21 protein-coding genes and 1 pseudogene are annotated in these 26,859 nt (G+C 69.6%); 15 read left to right on the top strand and 7 right to left on the bottom strand.

Going from position 1 to position 26,859, the window contains the following annotated elements; translation table 11 throughout:
• Positions 1 to 479 precede the first annotated feature (479 nt).
• Together WMF34_RS43445 and WMF34_RS43440 are read right to left on the bottom strand one after the other, a co-directional pair.
• On the bottom strand, positions 480 to 845 hold the full coding sequence (locus WMF34_RS43445; protein ID WP_437991502.1) for a hypothetical protein: 366 nt from the start codon (positions 843 to 845) through the stop codon (positions 480 to 482).
• A 580-nt stretch (positions 846 to 1,425) separates the two neighbouring features.
• Positions 1,426 to 1,599, bottom strand: a complete 174-nt coding sequence (locus tag WMF34_RS43440; protein ID WP_157907316.1) for a hypothetical protein — start codon at positions 1,597 to 1,599, stop codon at positions 1,426 to 1,428.
• Between the two features lie 89 nt (positions 1,600 to 1,688).
• Between WMF34_RS43440 and WMF34_RS43435 the strand changes: the two genes are divergently transcribed.
• The gene (locus tag WMF34_RS43435; protein ID WP_437991501.1) at positions 1,689 to 2,018 is read left to right on the top strand and encodes a hypothetical protein; all 330 of its coding nucleotides are present in this window, start codon (positions 1,689 to 1,691) and stop codon (positions 2,016 to 2,018) included.
• On the opposite strand, the gene WMF34_RS43430 is transcribed toward WMF34_RS43435, so the two are convergent.
• Entirely contained in the window at positions 2,002 to 3,201 is a 1,200-nt protein-coding gene (locus tag WMF34_RS43430) for a 2-isopropylmalate synthase (protein WP_437991500.1), read from the bottom strand. The genes WMF34_RS43435 and WMF34_RS43430 overlap by 17 nt on opposite strands.
• Positions 3,202 to 3,502: 301 nt before the next feature.
• Here WMF34_RS43430 and WMF34_RS43425 point away from each other — a divergent pair, with 301 nt between their 5' ends.
• Positions 3,503 to 5,020 carry a hypothetical protein gene (locus WMF34_RS43425; protein ID WP_437991499.1) on the top strand — a complete coding sequence of 506 codons (1,518 nt, stop codon included), beginning with the start codon at positions 3,503 to 3,505 and terminating at the stop codon, positions 5,018 to 5,020.
• Between the two features lie 73 nt (positions 5,021 to 5,093).
• Positions 5,094 to 5,528, top strand: a complete 435-nt coding sequence (locus WMF34_RS43420; RefSeq protein ID WP_012241088.1) for a hypothetical protein — start codon at positions 5,094 to 5,096, stop codon at positions 5,526 to 5,528.
• Positions 5,529 to 5,861: 333 nt separating this feature from the next.
• Here WMF34_RS43420 and WMF34_RS43415 read toward each other — a convergent pair whose 3' ends face one another.
• A complete protein-coding gene (locus WMF34_RS43415) occupies positions 5,862 to 6,875 on the bottom strand; it encodes a hypothetical protein (RefSeq protein WP_437991498.1) in 1,014 nt (337 codons plus the stop codon).
• Positions 6,876 to 7,050: 175 nt separating this feature from the next.
• On the opposite strand from WMF34_RS43415, the gene WMF34_RS43410 reads away from it, so the two are divergent.
• The 7 genes from WMF34_RS43410 to WMF34_RS43380 all read left to right on the top strand — a co-directional run bounded on the left by WMF34_RS43410 (position 7,051) and on the right by WMF34_RS43380 (position 15,161).
• On the top strand, positions 7,051 to 9,444 hold the full coding sequence (locus tag WMF34_RS43410) for a type VI secretion system Vgr family protein (RefSeq protein WP_437991497.1): 2,394 nt from the start codon (positions 7,051 to 7,053) through the stop codon (positions 9,442 to 9,444).
• Between the two features lie 43 nt (positions 9,445 to 9,487).
• Positions 9,488 to 9,769: a hypothetical protein gene (locus tag WMF34_RS43405; protein WP_012241085.1), complete on the top strand. Its 282-nt coding sequence runs from the start codon at positions 9,488 to 9,490 to the stop codon at positions 9,767 to 9,769.
• A gap of 220 nt (positions 9,770 to 9,989) precedes the next feature.
• Positions 9,990 to 10,205 (top strand): hypothetical protein, encoded by a 216-nt coding sequence (locus WMF34_RS43400; protein WP_231864550.1) that lies wholly within the window; start codon positions 9,990 to 9,992, stop codon positions 10,203 to 10,205.
• A 68-nt stretch (positions 10,206 to 10,273) separates the two neighbouring features.
• Positions 10,274 to 12,934: a DUF2169 domain-containing protein gene (locus tag WMF34_RS43395; RefSeq protein ID WP_437991496.1), complete on the top strand. Its 2,661-nt coding sequence runs from the start codon at positions 10,274 to 10,276 to the stop codon at positions 12,932 to 12,934.
• Entirely contained in the window at positions 12,931 to 14,001 is a 1,071-nt protein-coding gene (locus WMF34_RS43390) for a pentapeptide repeat-containing protein (RefSeq protein WP_012241082.1), read from the top strand. Before WMF34_RS43395 ends, WMF34_RS43390 begins: the two co-directional genes overlap by 4 nt.
• 88 nt (positions 14,002 to 14,089) lie before the next feature.
• The gene (locus WMF34_RS43385; RefSeq protein WP_437991495.1) at positions 14,090 to 14,731 is read left to right on the top strand and encodes a DUF3540 domain-containing protein; all 642 of its coding nucleotides are present in this window, start codon (positions 14,090 to 14,092) and stop codon (positions 14,729 to 14,731) included.
• A gap of 28 nt (positions 14,732 to 14,759) precedes the next feature.
• Positions 14,760 to 15,161, top strand: coding sequence for a DUF4150 domain-containing protein (locus WMF34_RS43380; RefSeq protein ID WP_012241080.1), 402 nt, complete (start codon positions 14,760 to 14,762; stop codon positions 15,159 to 15,161).
• Positions 15,162 to 15,265: 104 nt separating this feature from the next.
• Here the strand turns inward: WMF34_RS43380 and WMF34_RS43375 are convergent, their stop codons facing one another.
• Entirely contained in the window at positions 15,266 to 17,761 is a 2,496-nt protein-coding gene (locus WMF34_RS43375; RefSeq protein WP_437991494.1) for a DUF2169 domain-containing protein, read from the bottom strand.
• A gap of 257 nt (positions 17,762 to 18,018) precedes the next feature.
• Between WMF34_RS43375 and WMF34_RS43370 the strand changes: the two genes are divergently transcribed.
• Positions 18,019 to 18,747 carry a metallophosphoesterase family protein gene (locus WMF34_RS43370; RefSeq protein ID WP_044967190.1) on the top strand — a complete coding sequence of 243 codons (729 nt, stop codon included), beginning with the start codon at positions 18,019 to 18,021 and terminating at the stop codon, positions 18,745 to 18,747.
• Between the two features lie 202 nt (positions 18,748 to 18,949).
• Positions 18,950 to 19,411, top strand: coding sequence for a hypothetical protein (locus WMF34_RS43365; RefSeq protein WP_012241077.1), 462 nt, complete (start codon positions 18,950 to 18,952; stop codon positions 19,409 to 19,411).
• Positions 19,412 to 19,832: 421 nt separating this feature from the next.
• On the opposite strand, the pseudogene WMF34_RS43360 reads toward WMF34_RS43365, so the two are convergent.
• A pseudogene (locus tag WMF34_RS43360) lies at positions 19,833 to 21,701 on the bottom strand (transketolase); the annotation flags it as partial.
• Between the two features lie 627 nt (positions 21,702 to 22,328).
• Here WMF34_RS43360 and WMF34_RS43355 point away from each other — a divergent pair.
• The 3 genes from WMF34_RS43355 to WMF34_RS43345 are packed head-to-tail and all read left to right on the top strand — an operon-like array spanning position 22,329 to position 25,093.
• Positions 22,329 to 23,459, top strand: coding sequence for a beta-ketoacyl-ACP synthase III (locus tag WMF34_RS43355; RefSeq protein WP_012241075.1), 1,131 nt, complete (start codon positions 22,329 to 22,331; stop codon positions 23,457 to 23,459).
• Between the two features lie 28 nt (positions 23,460 to 23,487).
• On the top strand, positions 23,488 to 24,186 hold the full coding sequence (locus tag WMF34_RS43350; protein WP_437796906.1) for an iron-containing redox enzyme family protein: 699 nt from the start codon (positions 23,488 to 23,490) through the stop codon (positions 24,184 to 24,186).
• Between the two features lie 28 nt (positions 24,187 to 24,214).
• Positions 24,215 to 25,093: a DUF6999 family protein gene (locus WMF34_RS43345; RefSeq protein ID WP_437991493.1), complete on the top strand. Its 879-nt coding sequence runs from the start codon at positions 24,215 to 24,217 to the stop codon at positions 25,091 to 25,093.
• Between the two features lie 217 nt (positions 25,094 to 25,310).
• Here WMF34_RS43345 and WMF34_RS43340 read toward each other — a convergent pair whose 3' ends face one another.
• The gene (locus WMF34_RS43340) at positions 25,311 to 26,699 is read right to left on the bottom strand and encodes a protein kinase domain-containing protein (RefSeq protein WP_437991492.1); all 1,389 of its coding nucleotides are present in this window, start codon (positions 26,697 to 26,699) and stop codon (positions 25,311 to 25,313) included.
• Positions 26,700 to 26,859: the final 160 nt, after the last annotated feature.

Below are 26,859 nucleotides of genomic sequence, written 5' to 3'. Positions count from 1 at the left end.
AGGCAGCTCGTGTCGCCCCTTGGGCAGTTGTCACGGCAGAGTTCCCATATCTTGTCACACTTTTCCTTGCACGCCTCTAGGCAGTCGGGGGTGCACCCTGCCATCGCCTCCGAGGATCCGCTTCCCACCGGTGCGTTCTGCGGCCTTGCCGGCACATAGCCGAAGGCCCCATCCCCTCCTGTCGGGGTGATGATGCTACCGCCGGCGCCTTCGTTCCCCTCACCGCGGACATAGCACTCTCCCACATCGTAGTTGCATGCCGTGAGACCGAAGCAGAGAATAATATATAGCTTGTTCATTTTGACTTCGCCCTGAATCTCCAAACAGGTCCAGCGGTCACCATCACAACCAGACTTCCGGGGAGAACGCGACTACTGCCGCCAGCCCAGTCCACATGGACGCTGGAGGACACGCCCAAGGGCCCGGCGAAGTACCACTCGGACTGAGCGCGGCCACCTGGAGCAACCCCCACCACGCGGTCACAGATCACGGCACCAACACACCGGCATTGAGTAAATCGCAAGGGACGGCCCGAGGCTGACGGTCGTTGTCTTCGTAGCATACCCAAGAGTGACGGCCGTTCGGTCGTAGAGCCCGACACCAGCGCCTGGAACGATGCTGAGCATGTTGTGGGCTTCGAGCCTGAAGTCTCCCTCGCTGCGCCAGAGCCACCCGGCGAAGGGGCTCACGGCCAGCCTGGGCTCGATCCCGATCTGGATCCCGCCCACGCTGACGCCGCCGCTGAACTCGAGTGCGTGTGCCGGCACCGGAGCACTACTGGCGAGCGCGCAGGCACAGCCGCACAGCACGAGCACGCGCGCCTTTGCCTTCAGCCCATGCCCCATGCCCTCCCCCGATCCCGGATGCTTCTCCTAACGGAAGGCGGCGTCAACAGGCGACCTGGGCCACATTACGTCCAGGCGGTCCTTGCACACGAGGGCCAGAGCGCGACCGGCAACGTGGATGGTCAAGGTGTGCGTCAGCGAGTTCGGCACCGTCCCGTTCACCACGTCCGATGCGGATCGCTCGACGGCTCTCCGTCCCGTTCCTGGCGTCGGCTGGGCTTGTTTGCCGCCGTGTGACCTCCGTGTGCCCCGACTCCAGGGCACGGGGCTCCACGAGAGGGCACTCGGGTATACGATAGGATCGAGCCCTCGATGGCCTCTGACACCGCTCCGACGCGTCCGACGTGGCGTCTGCCGTGTCTCTTACGCATGCTGTCCATCAGTTCATCTCCGGGTTCGATTCCCAGCGCCTCCGCCACGGAGAAACGGCGAGAGCCGTGTCCTTTTTGCCTCTGTGACCTGGGTGTGACCCGAGGAATTTTGGCGTCGCTGAATGGCTTGACGAGAGAACCACCTACTGCGGCCTGTCCGAGCTTATTTCACACTCGCTCACGCGACCAGGTACCGCCCTCACCTCGCCTCAAACCCCTCGCGGGAAGTCGCCCAGCGGCGGGAAGCGCGGGTCCTCCGTCGGATCGGGCGACGGTGGCTCCGGCTGCTCCGGCCCCGGATCCCCCGGGTTCGGCGGCAGCGGGGCATCCTCGTCATCGCCGGGAATGTCCGTCTTTGCGAGCTCATGCGTGCTGTGGTTCATGACGACCTTTCGCTGCAATTTTCAAACCGCATCACCCGCACGCTCCCCAGCTTGACGCCCCCGCCCGGTATCCCTGATCTGCAGCCTGCGTGCTCTCGATCCGCCACGACCCCTTCCCGCTGGAGGCCGCCCGCGACCTGCTCGGCATCGTGCGCGCGCTCTACGCCGAGGCGCGCACCCGCGGGGCGAGCGTGGCAGATCTCCACGCCATCGCGGCGGTCGGCGACGACCTCCGGCAAGCGATCGCCCTCGCCGAGGCCCATCCGCCCGGCACGCTCGGCTTCTCGTCGGCGTGGGCCCGCGCCGAGCGCGCGGCGGGCCGCGTCGGCGAGCTCGCGGACGCGCTCGCGCCCGCTGCGCCCATCGTCCGCGCCGCCCTGGCGCGCGTCGGCGGGGGCAGCGTCACCCCTGGCGGGTGAGCGCCCCCGCGATCGGATGGTCCGGCGCGACGGGCCAGGCGAGCGCGCGCGACGCGGCCGCGCAGTACGCAACCAGGCGCTCGCGCGGCACCGGGGGGCGCGCGCCGAGGCGGCCGAGGTTGTCGACGAGCAGCTCGAGGCAGGTGTTGCCCGTCCGCTCCCCGACGCCGAGCGCCGTGGCGTGGACCCGCTCGACGCCGCTCGCCACCGCCCAGAGCGCGGCCGCGAGGCCGAGCCCACGATCGTTGTGGCCGTGCCAGTCGAGCTCGATCCCGGTCGCCCCCAGCGCGCCCAGCTCGCGCCGGGCGAACGCGACGAGCGCCTCGACCCCCGGCGGCGTGACATGGCCGGTCGTGTCGCAAAGGCAGAGGCGCGCCGCGCCGGCGTCGACGGCGGCGCGGAAGAGCGTGCGGAGCATGTCGGGCGGCGAGCGGGTCGCGTCCTCCGCGACGAGGCAGAAGGGCAGGCCAGCCGCCGCGGCCGCCCGCCCGGCCTCGTCGACGCTGCGGGCCAGGAAATCAGGCCCCCACCCCTCGACGAAGTGCCGGATCGGCGAGCTGCCGATGAACGCGTAGACCATGATCGGCGCCCCGGCGCGCTCGGCCACGCGGGCGACCTCGTCGACGTCCGCGGCCAGGGTGCGCGCGGCCGCGGTCAGGCCGAGCGGCAGGCGGGAGGCGACGATCTCCCGGGCGAGCAGGCACGCGTCGTCGAACTGGCGCGGCCCGGTCGCCGGCATGCCGAGGTTCACGACGTCGACGCCGACGCTCGCCATCGCATGGAGGAGCTCGATCTTGCGCGCGCGCGGCGGGTTGACGATGGAGACGCCCTGGATGCCGTCGCGCAGCGTCTCGTCGAGCACCTCGACGGGCCGGGCTCCCCGGTCGAAGGGCAGCCACGCCTCGCCCTCGGCGGGCGCGGCGCCCCACGCGTCGGGGGCCAGGCTGCCGGGGGGCGGCTGCAGGCCACCGCGGGGCGCCTGCAGGCCACCGCGGGGCGCCTGCAGGCCACCGCGGGGCGGCTGCAGCCCGCCGGGGCGCGGCTGCACGCCGGGGGGCGACAGCTGCCCGCCAGGGGGCGACAGCCGCCCGCCGGGGCGCGGCGGGTGCTCCCCGGGCGCCGGCTCGGCGCGGTTCCAGTCGAAGGGGGCCGCGGCGCCGGGATCCCGGCCGTCGGGGCTCATGCGCTGCATCTCATCTCGAAGGGGGCTCTCGGCGTCGCGCGGGCGCGGCGCACCGCGTCGATCCGCGCTGGGGGAAAGGTTACTTCATGTCGGCCGCCGGAGCAGGTCCCAGCAGCGCACGGCGAACGCCGCGCCCCGCGCCGCGAGCGCATCGAGCCAACGCCCGGCGCCCACGCCCGCAGGACGGGACCACCGCGCCCGCCGGCGGGAGCGGCTTTCCGCGCGGAGAGCAGCAGCGTAAAAAGCTGACCAAGGAGCAACTCGCTGCTCCGGGACACCTGCCGCTTCGGGAGCTTCGATCATGCACAGGCTTCGCCTGCCGATGACCGCGCTGGGATTCCTCACGATCGCCACAATCGCCCTCTGCGCCGGCTGCTCGCCCTCCGAGCGCAACTTCGCGTCGGCCGGAGGCGGTCAGGGCGGCGGCGCCGGCCACGGCAGCGCCAGCGCCGGGGGCGAGGGTGGGGCCAGCGGCCAGGGCAGCGCCGGCGGCCAGGGCGGCGCCGGCGGGCAGGGCGTCGCCTGCACCTCGCCGAAGGACTGCCCCGCCGGGGAGAACGCGGCGCCCACGTGCGAGGACGGCGTCTGCGCCCTCGCGTGCGACGCGGGCTTCCTCGACTGCGACGCCGCGACCCCGGGCTGCGAGACGAGCGCGCGCGATCCCCAGCACTGCGGCGCCTGCGGCCGCCGCTGCGCGATGGAGTGCGTGGACGGGGCCGAAGGGGCCTTCTGCAACGACCCGGTCGAGATCTCGGCCGGGTTCGCCCACACCTGCGTGCTGCGAGGGGACGGCAGCGTCTGGTGCTGGGGGAGGAACACGTTCGGGGAGGCCGGAGCGCCGGTGGATCAGCCGACCTTGCCCTGGCCCGCGCGGGTGTCGCTGCCCGGCAAGGCGATCCACGTGGCCGCGGGCGGCGGATTCTCGCGCACGGACAACATTGCCCCTGGGCACTCCTGCGCGGTGATGGAGGACACGACGGTCGTCTGCTGGGGACACGGCGTGCGCGGGCAGATCGGCAACGGCTCGTACCTCGATTCCGTCGGACCGACGCGGGTGACGAGCCTCATCAACGTCGTGCAGATCTCGCTGGGCGCGGCGCACTCGTGCGCCGTGAAGACGGGCGATGAGCTGTACTGCTGGGGCTCCGACGAGGAAGGCCAGATCGGCAATGGCGCGGCGGAGCAGTCGGGCTATGCGACGCCGCTCCTCGTCCGGAGCGATATCCGGCAGGTCGCGGCCGGCCAGGATCACACCTGCGCCATCAAGGCCTCCGACGGGGGCGTGCTCTGCTGGGGCAGGAACTTCGATGGACAGCTCGGCAACGGCGGACAGACGAGCTCGCCCTCTCCGGTGAACGTCCTCGCGCCGCTCGCCGCAGGCGTCGACGAGGTGGCCGCGGGCGACCGGCACACGTGCGCGCGCAAGGGCGCCGAGGTCTACTGTTTCGGCAACGACTACAACGGCGCGGTGGGCGCCAATCGCTACGGGCCCGTGCCCGAGCCCACGCTCGTCGCCGTGCCGCGCGCGACGCGCATCGACGTGGGCCGCGAGCGGAGCGGCGCGGTGTCCGGCGACGCGCGGGCGCTCAAGATGTGGGGAGTCGCCTTCCTGGGCAACGGCAACGGGATGCTGTCCACGCAGCCGGTCGACGTGCCCATCGACGGCGTGGCGCAGCTCGCCGGGGGCTACCAGCACACGTGCGCGCTCAAGGCGACCGGCGAGATCCTCTGCTGGGGCGAGAACGCCGAGGGGCAGCTCGGCGTGGGCCAGGGGGTCGGAGACCAGCCTTCGCCGGTCGCGGTCAAGTTCGAGCCCTGAGCGGGGGCGGCGCTCGTGAAACGCGCCGTCGCATCGCACACCCTCGTCGTGCTCGCGGCGATCATCGCAGCGAATGTGCTCGTGCCACGGGGCGCTCAGCCTGCCCGAGGTCGAGTTGATCGAGTGCTCGCGCGCACGCGAGCAGGATTCCACGGCGGTGCCTTTCGTGACGCACACGGTGCTCTACGCAGCGCGCGGCGGCGCGATCCGGACTGTGCTCGACGTGCCCACCAGCGTGACGCTCGACGACTGCGGGCCGAGGTCCCCGATCCCCTGCTCCGTCGCGCTCGACGTCCGCGTCGAGGGAGACGCGGTCCGATTCGAGGAGACAGCCAACAGGACGACCTCCGCGTGCGACCACCCCTCGATCGCCGCGAACAAGCCCCTCCCGGGCGCCTCCGGCTGGAACAGCGCCTCCTGGCAGCGCGCGCGTGCCACCGACCGGCGTATCTGCGACACCCGCGGCCGGTACGTCTGGCAGCGCGGCGCGCTCCGCCGCGCGCCGTGATCGGGTGCGGCAGCCCCTTGCGCGGCAGCCCAGCGGCGCTGGACCCGGGCGGTGGAAAATCAGGCAGCCTTGCCTCCAGAGGGGGCGTAGGAGCGCCGCAGAAGACAGGTCTGTATATCGCGCTACATAGGGTGCCTCCTCTCGCAGGCAATTCCGTGTGATGAACTACTATCAAGTCGATTCCAGCAGGCAGCGATGTATACTGCATTACTCTCGAATCGGTTCTCGCAGGCAGATCTGCATGATGCCTTACATCCGAAGGCGCTCTCGGGGTCGGGCGCGACCAGCGCTGCATGATTTCTCATTTCCCGACGTGAGCAGACAGGCCCCAGATTATGGTGAGTCGCCTGGGCTCCGCGTGCCGCCATGGTGGAGCTTACGCTCGAGCTCGTCGATCTCGACCTCCCAGCAGGAGCAGTCGCGCTCGATCTGGCGCCGGCGGCGGGGCGCCGCGACGAGGGGACCAACGAGGAGCAAGGGGAGGAATACGAGCCCGAAATCCATCAGCACGCTCGCCCAGCGGGTGAGGCGGTAGGGCGCAAGATCCTTGTCTTCACGATCGGTAATGTCGTTCCACGTGAGGCGGTCGATGTCGACAGCGCGGTTGTGACAGATCTCTGCCGAAACATCCGCCTCATACCAGCTGCCCGACTCGCGCCATGCGACGACTCGCCCCGGGCCGCGGCACCCACGGCACACGCTCGGACAGAAGACGTGCGCCGCCACGATCGAGCGGCCGATCGTGGTCTCCAGGCCGAAGGGCAACATACACCCACCGATCACCACGGCGACAAGGGCGAACAGGACGAGCATGCCGGAACTCGCGTACCACAGCCTGGGAACGGTGCTGAGGCTCGCGTCGCGCCTGCCGCGGAGGTACGCGAGCTGTGCTTCATCTGCGCGCCGCGCCGCGGCCTCCGCCGCATCGGCTTGGATGCGGAACGCCTCGCGCGCGGCTTCCTCCTCGCGCTGCTTCTCCGTCGCGAGGAGGGCGCGCGCCTTGTCCTCGATCATCTTCGCGAGGACGTCGGGCACGCCGTCGCCGTCGGCGTCGACCGGCGCACCGCAGGCGGCGCACTGCGTCTTGGAGAGGTCGAGGGCAGCTTGGCAGCGAAGGCATTTCATGTGCGGATGACGATACGGTGTTGGTGAGCATCTCGCTCGTTCGACGCCACCGCTCCGGGTTCGATGGCCCCCGGAGCGAGACGCTGTCCTGGTTCCCCGTGAACGTGACAGCGCTGGGATCACGTTAACGTGGAAGGCGTGCTGGGCCAACGTCCATCGATGCCGGGACTCGTCGCGCGGACGAGGGTGCCCAACGAGCTCAGACTCGGGATCCGCGTCCATCGGCGTCGCCTCCTCGCTCGGCCAGGGTACCAGCACGCGACGGTGTCGTGCGGTGACATCCACGACCTTGCACGTCGGGCGCGCTTCTGTGTATGGTTCGCGGTCGCGACACCGTCCGCGCGCGGCCGCTGCGTTCAAGGGGGCCTCGGGTGGACCACAACCTGGTGGGGAGCTCATGAGCGTGGACGTTCTTGCCATGCACTGCGCAGCGCTGCCGGCCGCCCGTGCCGTCGGCTTCAAGGGCACCGAGGCGCTGTGCCGACCGTTCGAGTTCGACGTCCTGTTCACCGTGCCGGCAGGCACCGACGTCCGCGCCGCGATCAACGCCCGGGCGACGCTCACGCTCCAGCGCGGCGCCGACGCGCCGCCGATGTGCTGGCACGGCGTGTTCGTGCGCCTCCGGCTGCTGCGCGAGTCGGCCGACCGCGCGCTCTACCATGGGTCGCTCGTGCCCAGGCTGTGGCTTCAGCGCCACTCGGTGCGCAGCTTCGTCCATACGAAGAGCAAGATCGACGCCTTCCTGACAAAGACGCTCACGCACGGCGGCCTCACGACGAGCGACTTCCGGTTCAGCGTCGACACGGACCGCTATCCGGAAGAGGAGTTCGTCTGTCAATACCGGGAGAGCCACCTCGACTTCACCCATCGATGGCTCGAGCGCGAGGGGCTCTACTACCACTTCGAGCACCCGGTCGACGACGGGGGCGCCGAGGTCATGGTCATCGTCGACAGCAAGGATCAGCACGAGCCGCTGAGCGGCAACGGCCGGGTTCGTTACCACCCGACCTCGAGCCACGACGTGTCGGCGGGCGAGTGCTTCCGGGAGGTGCACGTCGATCTCAGCGCGCTGCCGGCCGCGGTGCGGATCAACGATTACAACTACGCGAACCCGGCCGCCTCGGTGTCGGGAGAGCACGCCGTGTCCAAGAGCGGGCACGGTGAGGTGCGCGAGTACGGCTACCGCGTCTTCACGCAGGACGAGGCGACGCGGCTGGCCCAGGTCAAGGCGGAGTCGATGGCATGCCGTGAGCTCACCCTGCATGCGACCGGCAACGCGACAGGGCTGCGGGCCGGCTACGTCTTCGAGCTGGAGGACGGGCCTTCGGACATGCCAACCCGCTACCTGGCCGTCGAGGTGCGGCACGCGGCCGCGATCACGGGCGGCTCGTTCGACATCACGCGCTTCACGGGGATGGCCGTGAACGAGACGTACCGCGTCGAGGTGGTGGCGATCCCGGCCGACGTGCAGTTCAGGGCGGCTCAGGCGACGCCGTGGCCACGCATCTACGGCTTCGAGAACGGCGTCGTCGACGGGCCAGGCGACAGCCAGTATGCCCAGATCGACGACATGGGTCGTTACCTGCTCCGCCTCAAGTTCGACGCGAGCGACCTGCCCGACGGCGCCACGTCGACGTACCTGCGCATGATGCAGCCGCACGGCGGCACGGTCGAGGGCTGGCACTTCCCGCTGCGCAAGGGGACCGAGGTCATGGTGTCGTTCCAGGGCGGCGACCCGGACCGGCCGTTCATCGCCGGCGTGGTGCCGAACGCCCACCGGCCGAGCACGGTCACGAGCCGCAACCTGACCCAGAACGTGCTGCGCACGGGCGGCAGCAACCACATGGTCGTCGAGGACCTCGAGGGCAAGCAGCACATCGACCTGTTCACTCCCGTCGGCGCGACCAACGTCCACATGGGCGGCCCCACCCACCAGGCGTTCGTCGTGCCCCCGAAGACGCCGGACGCGAACCCCGACATGCAGCCCGTCGACTGCATGTTCTACGTTTCCACGGAGGGCAACGCCGGCTTCAACGTGTGCGGCGAGTGGTGGCAGAACGTCGGCGGCAAGTACCACGTCGACGTCAGCGACGACGCGACCATCCACTACGCCGGCGTCCACACGATCAACGTCGACGGCGACTCGAACGAGTTCTACAACAGCCACCAGAACATCAAGGTGCGCTCGGGCCGGACCGACAAGGTCGAGAGCGGCGGCATGACGCAGGACATCCACGGCGGGTTCACCCAGACCATCGAGGCCGGCGGCAAGCAGGATGTGCTGGGAAGCTGGTTGCAAAAGATCAGCGGCCAGAACCACGACGACTACGGTTCGTGGAAGACCGACGTCAAGCTGGGGTGGACGGCGGACATCAAGGGGGCGTGGTCGCACACCGTGAAGGGCGACATCAGGATCGAGAGCACGAGCGGGACCATCCACGTGGAGAGCCCGACGAAGATCACACTCAAGGCCCAGGAGGTGACCCTTGACGCGCCTAGCAAGGTGCACAAGCACACGAACCTCTACATTGAGACGTTCGGCTCCAAGAACTCCTTCGGTATTCAGAAGGCGGACTTCACCGGGGTCAACTTTGCCCGCAATAACCTCAAGGTTGAATTCACCGCATACGCGGCAGCGAAGGGTGGTTACAAGGGAGAAATCTGGATCAACAACCAACTGAAGTTCGCAACACTCTTCGAGACATTAGGCGCCAACATGAGAAAATCCGGAACGGAAGCCTGGAATTCGGCAGCGCGAATGTTGAACGCTGCGATCACGAAGCTAGGCTAAGAGAGCCGGAAGTCACCTGAAACAGCTCGCGACGGAGGTCTTCATGAAAGCGACGGGAACATGCCCCAAATGTCTCTGCACGGCCCTCTGGTACGTGGAGTACGTCGCGAACAACGATCCGAACCCCGGTACCCAGAATAAAGCAACCCAATTTCAGCTCGCGGTCACCGGTAAGCTAGGCCTAGACGGCACCAGCGGAAGGCTCGAAGCGTACGCGTGCCAGCAGTGTGGCTACGTCGAGCTGTACCTGAAGGAGCGCCTCCCCGTCGACGGCAAGCACATCCGCGAGCTGCGGCGCCCGCAGGGCCCGCCCTACCGCGGCTGATCGATGCAGGCGCAGAGGGGCTCGACAGGTCATCGTCTCTCTCAGACCCACGCTCGACAAGAGGTCCCGTGAAGATCGTCAAGCCCATGAAGGTCCCCATGCTCACCCGCGTACTGGAGTTCCGGCGCCGGAGCTACTTCCATCGTCGGTCGAGATCAACATGAAATCATCGGGAATCTGTCCGAAATGCCAATGTAATGTTCTATGGCACGTGGAGAACGTGGCAGCGAATGAGGATACCGGCACGTCTCAGCAGCAGCCCACGTTTCAGCTCGCGGTTACCGGAAATGGCCCCTACGCCCGCAGCGGGAAGATTGAGGCGTACGCCTGCCAGCAGTGCGGCTACGTCGAGTTCTACCTGAAGGAGCGCCTCGCCGTCGATTTCAAGCACATCCACGATCTGCGGCGCCCTCAGGGCCCGCCCTATCGCAGTTGATCGATGAAACCGCTGCAACGCTCGACAGGTCATCGTGGCTCTTGGCCCCACGTTCGACGAGAGGTCCTGTGAAGATCGTCAAGCCCATGAAGGTCCCCATGCTCACCCGCGTGCTGGAGTTCCGGCGCCGCTGCTACTTCCACGTGACCTCCATGCTGGGCTTCCCGCTCGCGAGCCCTCGCGCGCTCGTCGACGAGCTGTCGTTCTGGCGCACCGTCACCGGCGCGCTCGGTGAGCAGGGGGCCATCGACGAAGGCTTCGCCAAGACGCGCGGCGAGCTGCTCGTCGCGGGCAGCTTCCACGCCCCGGGCGGCGTGCCCACCCGCGCTTCGTACGTGAGGGCGCAGATCGGAAGCGTCGACAAGCGCCTCGCCGTGGTCGGCGACCGGACGTGGCGCGACGGCGTGCCGACCGAGCCCGCGCCGATGACCACCCTGCGCATCGACTGGGCACACGCCTTCGGAGGGGCCGGCTACGACAGGAACCCTCACGGCAAAGGCGCCCAGCCGCTCGACCTCGGCGGTCGCGCCGTCCACCCGCTGCCCAACGTCGAGCTCTACGGCGCGATGATCCGCACGCCGTCGGAGCGCCCGGAGCCCGCCGGCTTCCTGCCGATGGACATCACGTTCGCGCAGCGCAGGAGGCGCGCCGGCACCTACGACAAACGCTGGCTCGACGAGAACTTCCCCGGCATACCCGCCGACACGGATCCGACATTCTTCAACGTGGCACCCGAGGACCAGTGGCTCGACGGGCTCTTCCGCGGGGACGAAGAGCTCCTCATCGAGAACATGCACCCAGAGAAGCCTCGCCTCGAAGCGCGGCTGCCCGACCTCGTGACGCGATCGTTCGTCACGCACCGCACGTCGGAAGGCGATCGCTTCGTCGAGGTCCCGATGCGCCCCGACACCGTCTGGGTGTTTCCGGCCGAGGAGCTCGGCGTCGTCGTCTTCCACGGCGTGCTCGCGATCGCCGAGGACGACGCGGCCGACATCGTGCACCTGGTCGGCGCCTGCGAGGAGTCAGGGTCGCCGCGGCCAATCGAGCACTACCAGGTAGCCCTCGCGCGGCGCCTCGACAAGGACAAGGGCGCGGTCGCGGAGATCTCCGACGGCGACCTCATGCCGCCGCGCGCGTCGGGCGTCGCGCCCAACATCGACCTTGGCGACATGGGACGCTGGGTCAAGAGCGAGAACCTGGCCGCCCAGAACCTGCGTCGGGGCCAGGAGCGAAGCTTCGCCGAGGCGCGCGCTAGGATCGTGGCCGAAGGGCTCGACCCGAAGGACCACGGCCTCGAGGAGCTACCCGCCCTGCCCGAGCCGCCGCCAGACGACCTCGATGCCCTCGCCGCCTATGTCGAGGCCGCGTCCCTGAGGACCGACGAGCTGATGGAGCGAGCCAGAGCAACGGAGGCGCAGGCCCGCCAGGAGGCGAGACGAGCCTGGGCCGAGAGGGGCGAGGACTTCGATGCTGCGATGGAGAAGGCGGCCAAGGAGGGCGCAGGGCCGCCCAAGTTCTCGGCAAAGGCGCACCTCACGGCGCTGCGCTCGATGGCGGCGGAGGCGCGCGAGGCGGGCGTCGTGCTGGACGACGTGGAACAGACGCTCGCGGACCCGGGATATCACGCCCAGATCGAGGAGCAGGAGCGGGGTCTGGTCGAGATGTACCGGCGGATGGGGCACCTGCAGCCCGCGGCCGCGGCGATGGAGCCGGAGGCCTCGGAGCGCGCGCGCGTGGTCATCGGGCTCGCCCTGGAGGTGGGCGAGTCCCTGGCGAACCGCGACTTCACGGGCGCGAACCTCGCGGGAATGTGCCTGTCCGGCGTGGACCTCTCCGGCGCTTTCCTCGAGTCGGCCGACCTCTCGGGCTGCGATCTCTCCCGGACCAACCTCGAGGGCGCAGTGCTCGCCAGGGCGAACCTGGCTGGCGCAAACCTCGCCGACGCTCGGCTCCGCGGCGCGAACCTGGGCGGCGCGGCGCTGCGCGGCGCATCGCTCGATCGCGCCGACCTGAAGGAGGCGGTGCTGAGCCGCGCCGAGCTTGAGCGGGCGCGCTTCTCCGGCGCGGATCTCACAGGCGCCGACTGGTTCGAGACGAAGCCGGGCGGCGCGGACTTCACGGGCGCCACGCTCGGGCAATGCAACCTGCTGAAGGTCGACCTGTCCGGAGTCCGCTTCACGGGCGCCGACCTGTCCGAGGCGAACCTCGTGGAGAGCACGCTCGACGGGGCCGATTTCTCGAGCGCCACGCTCCGGAAAACGACCTTCGTCGCCTGTCACGGAGAGCGTGTGTCGTTTCGATCAGCGTGTCTTCAGCAGGGCGTCGTCGTCCACGGGTCGTCCTTTCCCGAGGCCGACTTCAGCGACGCCGACATGGAGAGGGCCAACCTGCGCGGCACCGTCCTCGCAGGCGCACGGCTCGATCGGGCGAACCTGCGCGGCGCCGATCTCTCCGGATGCGACGCCTCCGAGGCCAGCCTGGAGCGCGCCGTTCTCCAGGGCGGCCTGCTCATCCGCACCGATCTCGTCAACGCGTCGCTGCAAGGGGCCAATCTGATGGACGCGCTCGCCTCGAAGGCCCGGCTGGCGGGCGCCGACTTCACCGGAGCCAACCTGTTCCGCGCCGATCTGTCGCGGGTCGCCGGCGACGAGCGGACCACGTTCGCCGAGGCAGAGGTCGGCCACGTGCGCTTCCTCCCGAGAGCGGACGCCCAGCGAGGTGGCTCATGAACCGCGATGAGCTCCTCGACAAGCTCCGGCACGGCGAGCCGGTGCGCCACGTCGACCTGTCGCACCTCGCGCTCGACGGGGCGGATCTGTCAGGCGCGAGCTTCGAAGAGGTGCGCTTCCCCGCGGCGATGCGCGCGGCGCTCCTCAAAGAGTCGAGCTTCATCGCGTGCGATCTCACCGGGTGCGATCTGCGCGACGCGGACTTGCGCCACGCGAGCTTCTACCGATCGCGGCTGGAAGGGGCGCGCCTCGACGGCGGCAGGCACATCGCGGCGGCCTTCGTCGAGTGCGCCGCGGACGGCGCGTCGTTCGCGCTCGTCGAGGCGCCCATCGCGAGCTGGGTGAAGACCTCGCTCCGGGGAGCGTCGTTCGCGGGCGCAAATCTTGACCGCGCGAACCTCGTCGACATCGACGCAGACCGGACGAGCTTCACCGGGGCGAACCTCGAGAAGTCGACGCTGTTCCGGGCCGATCTCCGCACGGCCGATCTCGCCGCCGCGAACCTCGCGCTGACGACGCTCATCGAGGCCAGACTCGGGCCGAAGACCTTCGCCGACACGAAGCTCTTTCGCACGCAGTTCATGAAGAGCGATCTCGCCGGCGCGAGCTTCGCCGGGGCAGACTGCGCGCAGTGCAACTTCATGGGCGCCGACCTGCGCGAGGCCCGGCTGGAAGGCGCGAGGGGGCCGCAGTGCTTCTTCGGCGAGGCGAAGCTGCATGGGGCGCGCCTCTCGAACGGCCAGTTCCCCCAGGCGGTGTTCGACAAGGCCGAGCTGCTGAAAGCGGACCTCTCCGGCGCGTTCCTCGAGGAAGCTTACTTTGGTCGCGCGCTGGCAGCTGGAGCGCGGTTCGTCGATGCCAGGCTCCGGGAGGCGGACTTCTCGCACGCCGATGTGTCGGCCGCCGACTTCTCGGGAGCGGGCCTGTATCGAACCCGGTTCCACCTCGCGAAGCGCGACGGCGCGGTGTTGCCGCGGCTCTCGGGGTGGCTTGGCGACGACGAGGAGCTGGCCAGGGTGGAACGATGGCAGCCGACGCACGGCGCGGCGCCCCCTGTGAAGACGTGAAGCAGGTTGCAATCGAGGCGAGGAGCAGGTCGTTCAGGAGACGTTCCGCAAGGGACAGCACAGACGACGTGGAGAAAGGGTTGATACCGTGACAGCCGTAAAGAAGCTTGCGAGGCCGGAGGCCTATCTCGAGACGGGGAGCGTTGAGCGGGTCGGCGCGACGCTCCTGGTGCGCCTCGCCTCGTCGAGCTGCGAGGCACGGCGCGCCAAGAGCTGCCTCGTCGCCCCCGAGGCCGGGGACAAGGTGCTCTGCGCCATCGAGCCGGAGGGGGTCTATGTGCTGGCCGTGCTGGACGGTCGCGACGGAGCGCCGACGAAGCTGGCGACCGACGGCGACCTGGAGGTCCAGGCGCGGGGCGGGCGGATCGCGGTGTGCGCGTCGGAACGCGTCGACATCGTGGGCGCCCGCGAGGTGGCCATGACGGGCGCCGAGGTGCACGTGCGCGCCAAGAAGGGAGCCATCGCGATCGATGAGCTCGGCTTCTTCGGCAGGCTCGTGCAAGCCGAGGTGACGAAGATCGCGCTCGTGGCGCAGGAGGCCGACACAATCCTCACCCGCTTGACCCAGCGCGCCAAGCGCGTGTTCCGCTTCGTGGAGGAGATCGATCAGACACGCGCGGGGACCGTCGATCTACGCGCCCAGAACATGATCGGCATTCGCGGAGAGAACGCGATCATCTCGGCCCGTGTCCTTGCTAAGGTCGATGGCGAGCAGATCCACCTCGGCTGACCGCTACGCGAAGAGAGGAGAGCCCGATATGTTGGCAAAGACGAGCGCTGGCGGCATGTGCCTGGCGTTTCCCGACGTGTGCCTCACCCCGGCCCCACCTGCGCCAGCTCCGGTCCCGGTGCCTTATCCGAACATCGCGATGGAGCCCACCGACGTGGGGTTCGTGCCGAACGTCCTCATGACGTGCACGCCGGCGCACAACATGGCCACGATGCCCATGCTCACGAACGGCGATAACGCGGGCCTGGCGACCGGCGTCGCGTCTGGCACCGTGATGGGCCCTGCACGCACGGTGACCGGGGCGTTCACCGTGGTGGTCGGGGGGATGCCGCTGGCGCGGCTCACCAGCATGACCATCCAGAACAACACCAATGCGCCAGGCGCCAAGATCGTGCCCAGCGTCACCAACGTGCTCGTTCTGGCGCCCTGAGGGCGTTGGCCAAGGGAGGTGCCGGTGCCGGCGCGCCTCGAACCGTCACCCGGCCCGGCCCCGTCGCAGTCACCGGTACGGCGTGCCAGTCGCCTCCCCATCGCTCACGAGCCTTCCGGATCTTCCGGGCTCACCGGCGCCGTCTCGTCGATCTCCTTCATGTTGGCGCCCGCGATCTTCGCCCGCCTCCGCGAGGCCCCATGCAGATTGGCACGCTCCAGATTGGCGCCGCGGAGATCGGTCAGATCGAGCTTCGCGTGCGCCAGCACCGCGGCGACGAGGCGGGTCTTGCAGAACGAGGCTGCGCCGAGGTCGGCGCGGTCGAACCGCGCCGACATGAAATCGCCGCGATCGGCCTTCGCATCACGCAGGTTGGCGCCGGCGAACGACGCGCCCACGAAGCGCGCATCCTCCAGGTCGGCGCCTGCCAGGTTCGCCGCGGAGAGGATCGCGCCGTCGCCGCGGGCACGAGCGAGCCGCGCTCGCTCCAGGTTCGCCCCGCGCAGCGAGGCGCCTCGGAGGTCCGCCTCTTCGAGCGAAGCCTCGACGAGCTCCGCGCGGTCGGCGCGCGCGTTCGTGAGATCGGCGCGAGACAGGTCCGCGCCGCGGAGGTCGGCCTCGTCGAGCGTCGCCTCGGCGAGGCTGGCCCCCGCGAGGCGGGCACCACGGAGCCTCGCGCCGCGGAGCGCGCACCGCGCGAGCGAGCGCCCGCTGAAGTCGAGCCCCGACAGGTCGCCGCCCGACAGGTCGTCTCCATCGAAATCGCCGCCTTCGGCGAGCCTCACCTCGGCGTGCTTTCGCGCCTCCAACCCGGCGAGCGGCTCGCTCGTCACAGGCGGCGATACGGCTGCCGGCGACTCCACCTCGGGCGGCCGACTCACCCTCTCCGGCGCTGCCGCCTCGGCCAGCGCCGGCGGCGCCACCTCGAACAGCAGACTCACCTTCTCCGGCGGTGCCACCTCCACCGCCGGATAGGCCGCTTCCCGCCTCGATGGCTCTCGCGCCGCGAGCGTCGACCCGGACGACTCCGCCCGAGGAGCCGCCACGGGATGCGGCTCCGGCGGCGGCGTCGATTCCACGACACCGCTCTCAGGATCTCCCGAGTCGACCAGCGTGCGCCCGGCCCGCGAGCCCCCGGCGCCAGCGGGGCTGACGACCGGAGGCGCGGCCATCAGGCTCCACGGCGCGCCCGGGATGGGGTCCTCCCCGCGCGACGCGCTCGTCCCCGGCGCTGCCACCGGGAACTGCGCCCGCTCTGCCCCGACCTCCGCGAGCCTGTCCTCGGGGATCGGCATCCTCTGGCCCAGCGGTCCCGTGACGCCTCCGCTCACGGCGACAGGAGCAGGAGCCTGCGGCGCGGCAGGCAAATCACGAAAGGGGAGCACCGGCATCTCCATCTTCCTCTTCGAGAGCGGGCCTGTCTCCACCAGCCCGGCGGGCGCCACGATCGGCCTTGCAAGCAGCACCGCCGGCGCCGAACTCCGGTGCGTCGCCGCAGGGTCCCCGGGGAGCGGCGCGCCGTGTTCCGGCCACGAAATGGTCCCTTTGAGCGTCTCGACACCCGCGAACAGGCGGATGCCCTGAAGCGCCTCCTCGCTCTCCATCGCGAAGTTGCCCCGCCACACGAGCGAGGCGATCTGTCGATCACCGTCGATGACGAGCGTGTCGGCCACCAGCGGGATCTCCTGCGATGCGCCCGCTCGCGCGGCGTCGATGCGGTAGCGGCGCACACGGGCGCGCGCCGAGGGGAGGCGCGTCCAGACGAACGCCCTCTCCGCGCTCAGGTTCTCCAGGAGGATGCGCTCATCGCCTTGCAGAAAGGGGATCTGCTGATCGAACGGCGCCGGGTTGAAGGCGCGAAAGTCGAAGTCTGCCGGGATGTCGAGCACCTCCGCGCGCCCCGCGGCGGCGGGGTCCGCGCCGGGCGAGCCGAGCTGCGCCGCACGCCGCGTGGCGCCTGGCTCGAAGCCGTTGAAGAGCCGCTTCCGCAAGGCCCAGTGAGGCGCGATCGGCCCGAAGCACGCGGGCCGGCGGGGGCTCGTCGGATTGACCAGGTTCGGGCGCGCTCGCCTTGCGCCCATCGCTGGATCCAGCGCGTCGGCGCGCGCGCCCTCGCCGGCCTCGGAGACGCCGACCGGGTTCCACGGATGGCTGGGCCCGCCCGCCGCGCGCTCGTACACCAGCGGCATCCTCTGGAACGGCGTGGGCGCGATGCTGCCCGGCGTGGGGTCCCCGAAGACGTGGATCGTCTTGTCGAGCAGCGGCCGATCGCGGAAGAGCGCGAGCCTCGCCGAGAGGCCGATCACCGGCCCGGTGGCGTCCGGCGCATGCGCGTGCCCGGTGAGCACGACGCCGGCGCCGGGGAGGTACGGCGCGGTGTCGCTCGCGGTGCGCAGGCTCCGCGAGGGGTCGTCGTCGTGAAAGCGGTCCTCGCGCTCGACGGGCTCGGGCGCCACGAGATCCGCGTCGTCACCCGCGCCGAGGGTGAACGTCGCCTTCACGAGGATCGTGACGCGCAGCACGCCGCCGATGCGCCACAGGACCGCACCGCACGACACGGGGTTCAAGGCGACGATGTCCACGGGCCAGAGCGCGCGCACGCGCCGATCCTACCCGCTCGTGGTCCGGCGCGTGCAGGGAGCGTGCAGGGAGACTGGGGAAACTTCGCGGCCGTGACGCGCGTGTCCATCGCCGCCAGCGGCCACGCCGCTGCGCCGCCGCGCCGCCTTACCGGGCCGGGCGCGAAGGGCTGGAGGCGCCGGCGGACATGGTCTATCGTCACGAGTCCGCCGATCGGACGCCGCGAGGCGCCGAGAGCCGCTCCAACGTCTCGATGGCTGCTGAAGGGGGTCTTGCCATGCGGATCGCGCTTATATCCGACATTCACGGCAATGAAGTGGCGCTCAGGGCCGTGCTGGCCAGCATCCGGGCGACGGGCGTCGATCAGGTGATCTGCCTCGGCGACGTCGCGACGCTGGGACCGCGGCCCTCGGCCATCCTGGACATGCTGCAGGAGCTCAAGTGCCCGTGCATCCTCGGGAACCACGACGAGTTCATGCTGGATCCGGAGCTGATCCGCACCTACACCGAGGCCCCCATCGTCGTCGACGCGGTGGACTGGTGCCGTGATCGGCTGTCGAGAGACGAGCTCGCCTTCCTGCGCACGTTCCAGGCGCGCCTCGAGATCCCGCTCGACGCTCACTCGACGCTCCTCGTGTTCCACGGCTCGCCGCGGTCTCACATGGAGGACCTCCTCGCGAACACCCCGCCGGAGGAGCTCGATCGCCGCCTCGCGGGCCACGCTGCGACGGTGATGGCCGGGGGGCACACGCACCTCCAGATGCTCCGCCAGCACCGCGGCACGCTCCTCGTGAATCCGGGGAGCGTCGGGCTCCCCTTCAAGGAGTACGCGAACGGCGGGCCGCCGACGCTGCTGCACCACGCCGAGTACGCGACCGTGGAGGCGCAAGGCGGCGCGGTGAACGTCAGCCTGCACAGGGTGCCGGTCGACAGGGACGCGCTCCGCGCGGCGGTGAAGGCCTGCGATAACCCCATGCGCGGCGCGCTGCTGCAACAATACGCCTGAGCGAGCCCGGCCGGTCCCGTCGGCCGCGGCGCGCGGAGACCAGGGGGCGCGAGCGCCTCGAGGCCGTCCGCGACGCCGCGCGCCGCGCGCTGCGCCGACGAATCCCGCGGCGTCGGCGAGGCCGAGGGGCCCGATCCGCGTGCGGCGAGGCGCGGCGATCTGGTAGCCTCGAGGGCGCGCGCCGGAGAGCGATGGAGCCCCGATGACGAAATACGAGCAGATCAAGCTGTCCTACGAGGCGTCCAAGGCGGCGATCGGCCAGGTCGCCGAGGAGCTCTTGCAGTGGATATACGAGCTCCGTGACCACATGGCCTGGCCGAGGGACAAGTGGGCGCTCAACCGGATCACCGGAGACGCCCACGCCAACGGGCTCTTGCAGCGGTTCGTCGTCGAGAATCAGCCCGGCGTCGGCGAGGTCCTGAAGTGCCAGCTGTCCCTCACCGTCGAGGAAGAGCTGCCGTTCACCGTCGACTTCTTCGCGGTGGGCAGGACCGACAGGGGCCTCCTCGTCGTCCTCATCGGCGGAGATCAGATCACCGTCAGCAAGGCTTCCCCCGAGCCCTTCTTCGAGAAGGCCGTGGAGCACATCCGGCAGCAGGCGAGGCGCGTTGCGAAGACGCGCCGCGTCGGAGCCATCGCCGGCACGCCCCACCGCCCTGCCTAGGCGCAGCGCTCGCCTGGCTGCCCAGGCGGTTCGCCTCGCGCTCGGGCGAGCGCCACCGTGCCGCCGCCTGCGCGGAAGATGGCGCCCCGACGCTTCACCAACGAAATCCGCCATACCAAAAACGAAAGCTTCACCCGTACGGCGCCTACGTAAATTCACGGATCCACGTCAGGAGATTCCTGGCCCAGCTCCTGCATAGCCCTGCCCCCGGAGCGCCTGAGGGACGGTTTCCCCCCCCACACCGTCGGACGGGCGCTCTTTTTTCTTTTTGTCCGCGCCTCGGCCTCGGCACTCGCGCGGGTGCCGAGGCGGGTCACCGCGAGACGCAGGGCACGCCTCTGTCACCGAAGACGAGCTGCGTGGCACGCTCTGCCCAGGTGGTGCATCACGCCAGCTCGGCGAACAGCGCGCGAGGCCAGGGCTATCGCGCGCGGCGTGCGTCGCCGGAGAGGAGCCGCTTCGCCGCGCCAGCGATGGAGGAAGCGTCCAACCCCGCCGCACGCAGGAGCTCGGCCGGGGTGCCCGAGCCGGGCATCTCCCTCACGGCGAGGTGGATGACGCGCGCGACGACGGGCTCTTCGCCGGCCAGGGCCTCGAGCACGGCGTCGCCCAGGCCGCCCTCGGCCCAGTGATCCTCGACGACGACGGCGTTTCCCGCCGTGGCCTGCACCGCCGCGCGGATGCCGGCGGCGTCGATCGGCTTGATGCCATACGCGTCGAGGACTCGAGCGGAGAGCCCGCTCGCCTCGAGCTCTGCGTGGGCCTTCAACGCCTCGTGCACGGTGATGCCGGCGGCGATGATCGTCACGCGATCGTGGGGTGTCTCGCGCAGCACCTTGCTCCCGCCGATGGGGAACGCTTCGGTCGCATCGTACAGGATGGGCGTCTTCTCGCGCGTCGTTCGGAGATAGACGATGCCCTTCTGGTCGGCCATGGCGGCCACCAGCCGAGCGGCCTGATTGGCGCAGCAAGGATAGAGCACGGTGCTGCCGTGGACGGCGCGCATCATGGCCAGATCCTCGAGCCCCATCTGCGACGGGCCGTCCTCGCCGATGGATACGCCCGCGTGCGAGCCGCAGACGCGGATATCGGCCCTCGACACCGCGGCCATCCGGAGGAAATCGTGGGCGCGCGTGAGGAAAGCCGCGAACGTCGACGCGAAGGGCGACCAGCGCCGGACGCTCAGCCCGACGGCGGCGGCCACCATCTGCTGTTCGCTGATGAACATCTCGAAATAGCGGTCTGGATGAGCCTTCGCGAACTCCTCGGCAAAGGTCGAGTTGTTGACCTCGGCGTCCACGGCGACGAGTTCCGCGCGCGCGGCGCCGAGCGCCTTGAGCGCGTCGCCGTAGGCTTTCCGCGTCGCGACGGCCGTGGAGCGCTCGTAGACGGGGAGCCTCAGCGGCCCGGCGGTGGGCCGCGGAGCAGGCTCACCCGGCGCAGGCGCCTCTGGCTCGATGACGATGTCGCGCGTGCCCCCCAGCTCCTCGATCGCCTTCGCGCACTGCGCCTCGTCGAGCGCCTTTCCGTGCCAGCCGTCCTTGTCCTCGACGAGGGACACGCCCTTTCCCTTCACCGTGCGCGCGACGATCAGCGCGGGCGCGTCCGAGGCGCCGAGCGCTTCGGCGTAGGCGCCGGAGATGGCGGCTGGATCGTGGCCGTCGATCTCCAGGGCTCGCCAGCCGAACGCGCGGGCGCGCGCCGCGTAGGCCGCGGAGTCCCAGCCGAGGGGCGTCTGTCCGCGTTGCCCGAGGCGGTTCATGTCGAGGATGGCAATGAGGTTGCCGAGCTTCGTGTGGCGCGCGTGGTCGAACGCCTCCCAGATGGATCCCTCGGACATCTCGCTGTCGCCGAGCAACACCCAGACACGGTAGGGAGCCTTCTCGAGGTACTTCCCGGAGAGCGCGATCCCGACGCCCATGGGGAGCCCCTGACCCAGGGAGCCGGTCGCCACGTCGACCCAGGGGAGCGTCGGCACCGGGTGCCCTTGCAGCGGGCTCCCGAAACGCCGGTACGACAGGAGCTCCGCGTCGGAGATGACGCCCGCCGCCTTGAGCATCGCGTAGAGCAGCGGGGAGGCGTGGCCCTTCGAGAAGATCAGGTGATCGTTGTTGGGGTTCTCCGGATGGCTCAGGTCCCAGCGGAGGTAGCCGCGGAGGAGCACCGCGATGAGATCGGCCGCCGACAGGCTGGAGGTCGGGTGCCCGGAGCCGGCCATCGTCGAGCAGCGGAGGCTATCGACGCGAAGCTGCTGAGCGAGCTCACGATGATCGTGAGCCTGCTCGGCGCTGCCTCGGTGTTGCCCCTCGCGCCCGCCGCGCGGTTCGTGCTCACGCCGAGGCGCTCCGTGGGGCGCCTGGGTCGACCGCTCGCCAGGCGGCGCGGGCGAGCGGTCCTTCTCGGCCCTCGGCGCTTGCTCTCGATCATCCTGCGCAGGCAGTCCCCTGGGGCGGCTCGGCGCAACGTCTTTCAGTGGGCTGCGTACGTGTTTTGGCCGTCTCTTCTCGGCCGGCTTGGGGGCTTCTTGCGCCATGGCTGCACCTGACGCTGCCGTCTTGATGCAAGCAGGGCGCCACCGCGCACGAAGCTCGTGTCTGGCTACGACGACGGCAGCCAAGTCGGACTGCATGGCTGGCGCCGGCCGGCCGTAGGATGCGGATGAACCTGGGCGGCGGCGCCGAGCTCTGCAGCTCATCGACAGGCACGCCGTGCACGATGTGCGCGGATGCCCTCGAGCTCGGCGCGGTTCGCCTCTTCGACGGCCCAGAGCACGATCGCGCAGGTTCCGACCAAGACGGGCGCTAGCGAGAGCCCGAGGACGGGACATGGTTACGCCTCGGCCCGGCGAGGGCGATTGAGGTAGTGTTGATGGCCGCCGTGACGAGCTCCAAGCCCATGTCTGCCACGGAGAAGGATCATGGATCGTTCCGTCTACATCACCAGCACTGGCGCTTTCTTGCCTGGCAAGCCGGTCCCGAACGAGGAGATGGAGCAGTACATCGGCGAGATCAACGACAGGCGCTCCAGGCTCGGGCGCTTCGTCCTGCGGCAGAACGGCATCAAGACACGTCATTATGCGTTGACGCAGGACGGCGTGCACCTTCACAGCAGCGCAGACATGGCGGCTCGTGCGATCCGGGACGCGCTTTCGCGCAGCGAGATCGCCGCGGAGAGGCTCTCCTTCCTGGCGGCGGCCACCACCCAGGGCGACCTCCTTGTCCCCGGTTTTGCCAGCGCGGTCCACGGCGAGCTCGGCCTGCGACCCATGGAGATCGCGAGCTTTCAGAGCGTCTGTGCCAGCAGCATGATGGCGTTCAAGTCCGTTTACCTCCAGCTGAAGGCGGGCGAGCACGACTGCGGCGTGGCCTGCGCCGCCGAGTTCTCCAGTCGCTTCTTCCGACCTGGCTTCTATGCCGGTCGGGAGCAGGAAGGCGAGGACTCCTCCGCCTTGATGGAGACCGAGTTTCTCCGCTGGACCCTCTCCGACGGGGCCGGCGCCTGGCTCCTGGAGACCAGGCCGAACGAGGGGCGCCGCTCCCTGAGGGTGGAATGGATCGATCTCTGCTCCTACGCCGACCGCTTCGACCCCTGCATGTACGCGGGCACCTCCAGGAACCGGGCGGGTGAGAGGAAGCCCTGGAGTCACTACGACAGCCCTGCGCTCGCGGCGCAGCAGGGCGCCGTCGTCCTCAAGCAGGACTTCGATCTGCTTTACCGCATGTTCCCCGTGTGGGCGAAGCACTACCTTGAGCTCGTGGATCGGCGACGCCTGAGGCCCGGAGCCATCGACCACTTCCTCGCGCACTACTCGTCCCACTCTCTCCGCGGAGAGATGGTCAAGCTGCTCGCGAAGACCGGGGCGATGGTGCCCGAGGCTCGCTGGTTCACGAACCTCTATTCCCAGGGGAACACGGGGGCCGCATCCATTCTCCTCATGCTGCACCAGCTGATCGAGGAGCGGGATCTGCAGCCGGGCCAGCAGGTCCTCGGCTTCATCCCGGAGAGCGGCCGCTGCGTCATCGCCTTCATGCTGCTCACGGTCGTCTGACCCGCCGTCATCACCAGGGAGGTTCAGCATGCTTCCGGAACGTACATCGCCTCGAGACGAAGATTCACCGCAGGCCGTCCTGCGCGGGCTGTCGTCCATCTGGCTGGATTTCGAGTCCCAGGTGCATCACATCCCGATCGTGCGGCGCGTGATCGAGCGTCGCATTCGCCTGGCCGATTACCACGAGCTCCTGCTGAACCACCGGGCGCAGGTCATGAACGGGGCGCTCTGGATCGCGCGCGCCGCGTCCAACATCGGCCACGAGTTCGCCGAGCTGCGCTCGCGCTTCATCCGCCACGCGGCCGCGGAGCATCGCGATTACCTGATGCTGGAGGAAGACTACCTGAAGAGCGGCGGCGACCCGGCCGGGCTCGCGCGGCACGAGCTGAACATCGGCAGCGAGGCCCTGTCTGCCTGGATCTTCCATCGAGCCGATCAGCCGAACCCCTTCGATCTCCTCGGCGCCATGTACATCATCGAAGGCCTCGGCAAGCGGGTCGCGGCCCAGTGGGCCGAGCATGTGCAGTCCGCCCTTCGCCTGGAGGCGCAGGCGGTAAGCTTCTATCTCTATCACGCGAAGGCCGACGAAGATCACCTGGGCGAGCTGGAAGAGGCGCTCCGCTGTGGTATCTTGAACCTCCCGCGGATGGCGCCGAGGATCCTCAAGACCGCCCGGGTCACCGCGCGACTCTACCGCCTCCAGCTCGAGGAGATCGGGAGCTACTGACATGGACTTTCAGGGCTTTTTCAGGAGAATGAAGCACGACCCCGGGGATCCCGATCCGTGGCTGGCCTTGTACCTGGACCGGTCCTTGCCGATCGACGAGAGGGCCAAAGCCGCCTTCCTGAAGAGCCAGCGCAGCACCACGCGCAGGGTCGTGATGCCGATCATCAGGCCGTTCGCCCGCCTGTCGATCTCCGGCATCAAGCTCATGAAGATTCTCGTCCCGGCGAGCTGGCAATCTCCGTGGTTGTTGCACCGGTCCATTTACTGGGGCCTGAGGCTCTTCGTCGCCCCGGAGGCCAATTACCTCATCCTGCGCCACTTCACCATCGGCACGGAGATCTTGAAGTTCATCGAGGACAACGTCCCGGGCATCGAACTCGAGACGACGACGCCGCTGAGGACCAGGAGGCTGGAGGACCTCTTGGACAACACGTTCACGGTCCACGATCTGATCTTCTACAACTTCATCATCGAGCTGAACGAGAAGCTTCGCGCAGAGGGGCGTGAGATCGAGCCCCGGAAAGAGATCGACTTCTCTGCCATCACAGACGACGACGCGAGCATCGGCGACCTCCCGAACACCTGGCTGAACGTCGTCGACCTGCAGACCGCCATCGAGATCTACACGCCGCTCTATGCGCTGTTCCTGTCGGACCACCATTTCTGGCGGGCGAGCAATTCGCTGCAGCTGGACGAGATCATCGCGCTCTACGTCGGCAAGATCCTGAACGACCCGCTGCCTGTCGCCCTTGTGCACAACCATCATCCCATGGTGCCCAGCTCGACGCTCGAGGCCGGCTTCCGGTTGACGCTACATGGCCTCGACTCCGAGACCCTGCACGGACACCTGAGGAAGCTGAAGGCAGAAGCGACGAGAGCGGCGGCCCAGGGAGCCCGCGCGCCGTGACGATCTCCTGAATCTGGCCATCGCCGGCAGCTACAGCCAGGGGCCGGGCGCCGCCCTCAGCATCACGGTCGCAGGCTCGAGCGCCTTGCCGCTCCTCCAGGTGGATGGGGATCTCCATCTCCGAGGCCCGCGACCCTGCCGGAGCCGTCCGCCACGCCACACCTCATCGCGCCGCGAGCGGGCTCGTTTTACGTACGCGCTCGTTGGCAACAACCGCTCAGTGACGCGTCCTGAGCAGCTCGCGTTCGGCGGGCACGCTTCGCGCGCCGGTCGCGCGGTTACCGCGGGGGATGCGAGCGCTTTGCGGCGCCGGGCGCGCGGCCTGCGCGGAGAGGGGGCGCGGCGCGGCCGCGGGGACGGCGGCCTCCTCGGGCGCGGGGACGGCGGCCCCCACCCCCGCGGCGTCACCCGATCTCGCTGCTGGGCGTGGGCTCGCCTGGGCTTCGATGCGCGCCTGCGCGGCGCGAAGGATGGACGCGGCGCGCGCGTCGACGCTCGACGCCCGCAGCGCGGCGGGGAACTGGGCTTGCGCCCACAGCGCGCCGGTCGACAGCACGACGCCAAGCGCCACGACGACGCCGGCCGCGAGGCCCAGCTTGCCCCGGCGCGCGGGCTCGGCTCGCTCGGCTCGCGCCGGCGCACCCGACGGGCCGACGGCGGCCTTGTAGGCGGCGACCATGGCCTCGATCGAGGGGAACCGCTCCGCCGGGTTCAGGGCGAACGCACGCGCGAACCAGGCCGAGAGCGCTGGCAGCGCCTCCGGGTACAGCGCCGACCGCGGCGACTGCGCGCTGGCCAGGATCGAGGCGAGCACGTCGCTCATGGTGTGGCCAGGGAAGGGCAGCCGACCCGTGAGCGCCTCGTACGAGACGACCGCGAGCGCCCACATGTCCGAGTGCGGGTTGGTGTCCCCGTCGCATGCGTGCTCGGGGCTCAGGTACGCCGGCGTGCCCAGCACCACGCCGCCGATGGTTCGACGGGGGAAGTCGGCCGGTAGCTCCTTTCGGATCCACTTGGCGATGCCGAAGTCCGCGACCTTGGCGCGCACGTCACCATTTCGCTCCTCCTCGAGCAGCACGTTCGTCGGCTTGATGTCGCGGTGCACGATGCCGAGGCCGTGCGCGACGGAGAGGGCCTCTCCGATCTGGCCGAGGAGCGGGGCGAGCTCCGCCGGGGATATCGGCCCCCGCTCCTGCATGAGCTGCCTCAGGGACCGACCTCGAACGTAGCCCATGACGAGGTACGGACCCACGGCAGGATCGTTGCCGACGTCGTGCACGGCGACGACGTGGTCCGTCTTCTGCGCCAGCTGCGCCGCGACCTGGGCCTCGAACCGGAAGCGCTCCAGCGCGGTGTCGGCCTGGCTCTCGCGCTGGACCGTGAGGAGCTTGAGCGCGACGTCGATCCGCAGCGCCCTGTCGTGCGCGAGCCACACCTCGCCCATGGCGCCGCGTCCGACCAGCCGCGAGAGCTTGTACCGCCCGGCGACGAGCTGGTTGCGCCGCGGGTCCTGGGCTACGTCGCCCCGCCCGACCGCAGAAGAAGCGGGAGCGGCGTCGCCGGAGCGGTCAGAGCGCGCCGCAATGGCGCGCGCGCTGTCCGCCATCGGGAGATTGGCGTCGGATCGTCCACCGGAAGCCGATGCTTGCCACACGAGCGGTACCCTCCGTGCCGTCGCCGTGCCCAAGCTCGTTGACGCGCTGATGCGACAACGCTCCTGGACGCCGAGACCGGGGCATATCAGCCACGGTACCACGGGCGGGAGA

Origin of the sequence: Sorangium sp. So ce145 (assembly GCF_051525985.1) — a bacterium.
GTDB classification, from domain to species: Bacteria; Myxococcota_A; Polyangia; order Polyangiales; family Polyangiaceae; genus Sorangium; species Sorangium cellulosum_B.
Note: the sequence above shows the minus strand (reverse complement) of the source record. Positions and strands in the feature narration are given on the sequence as shown.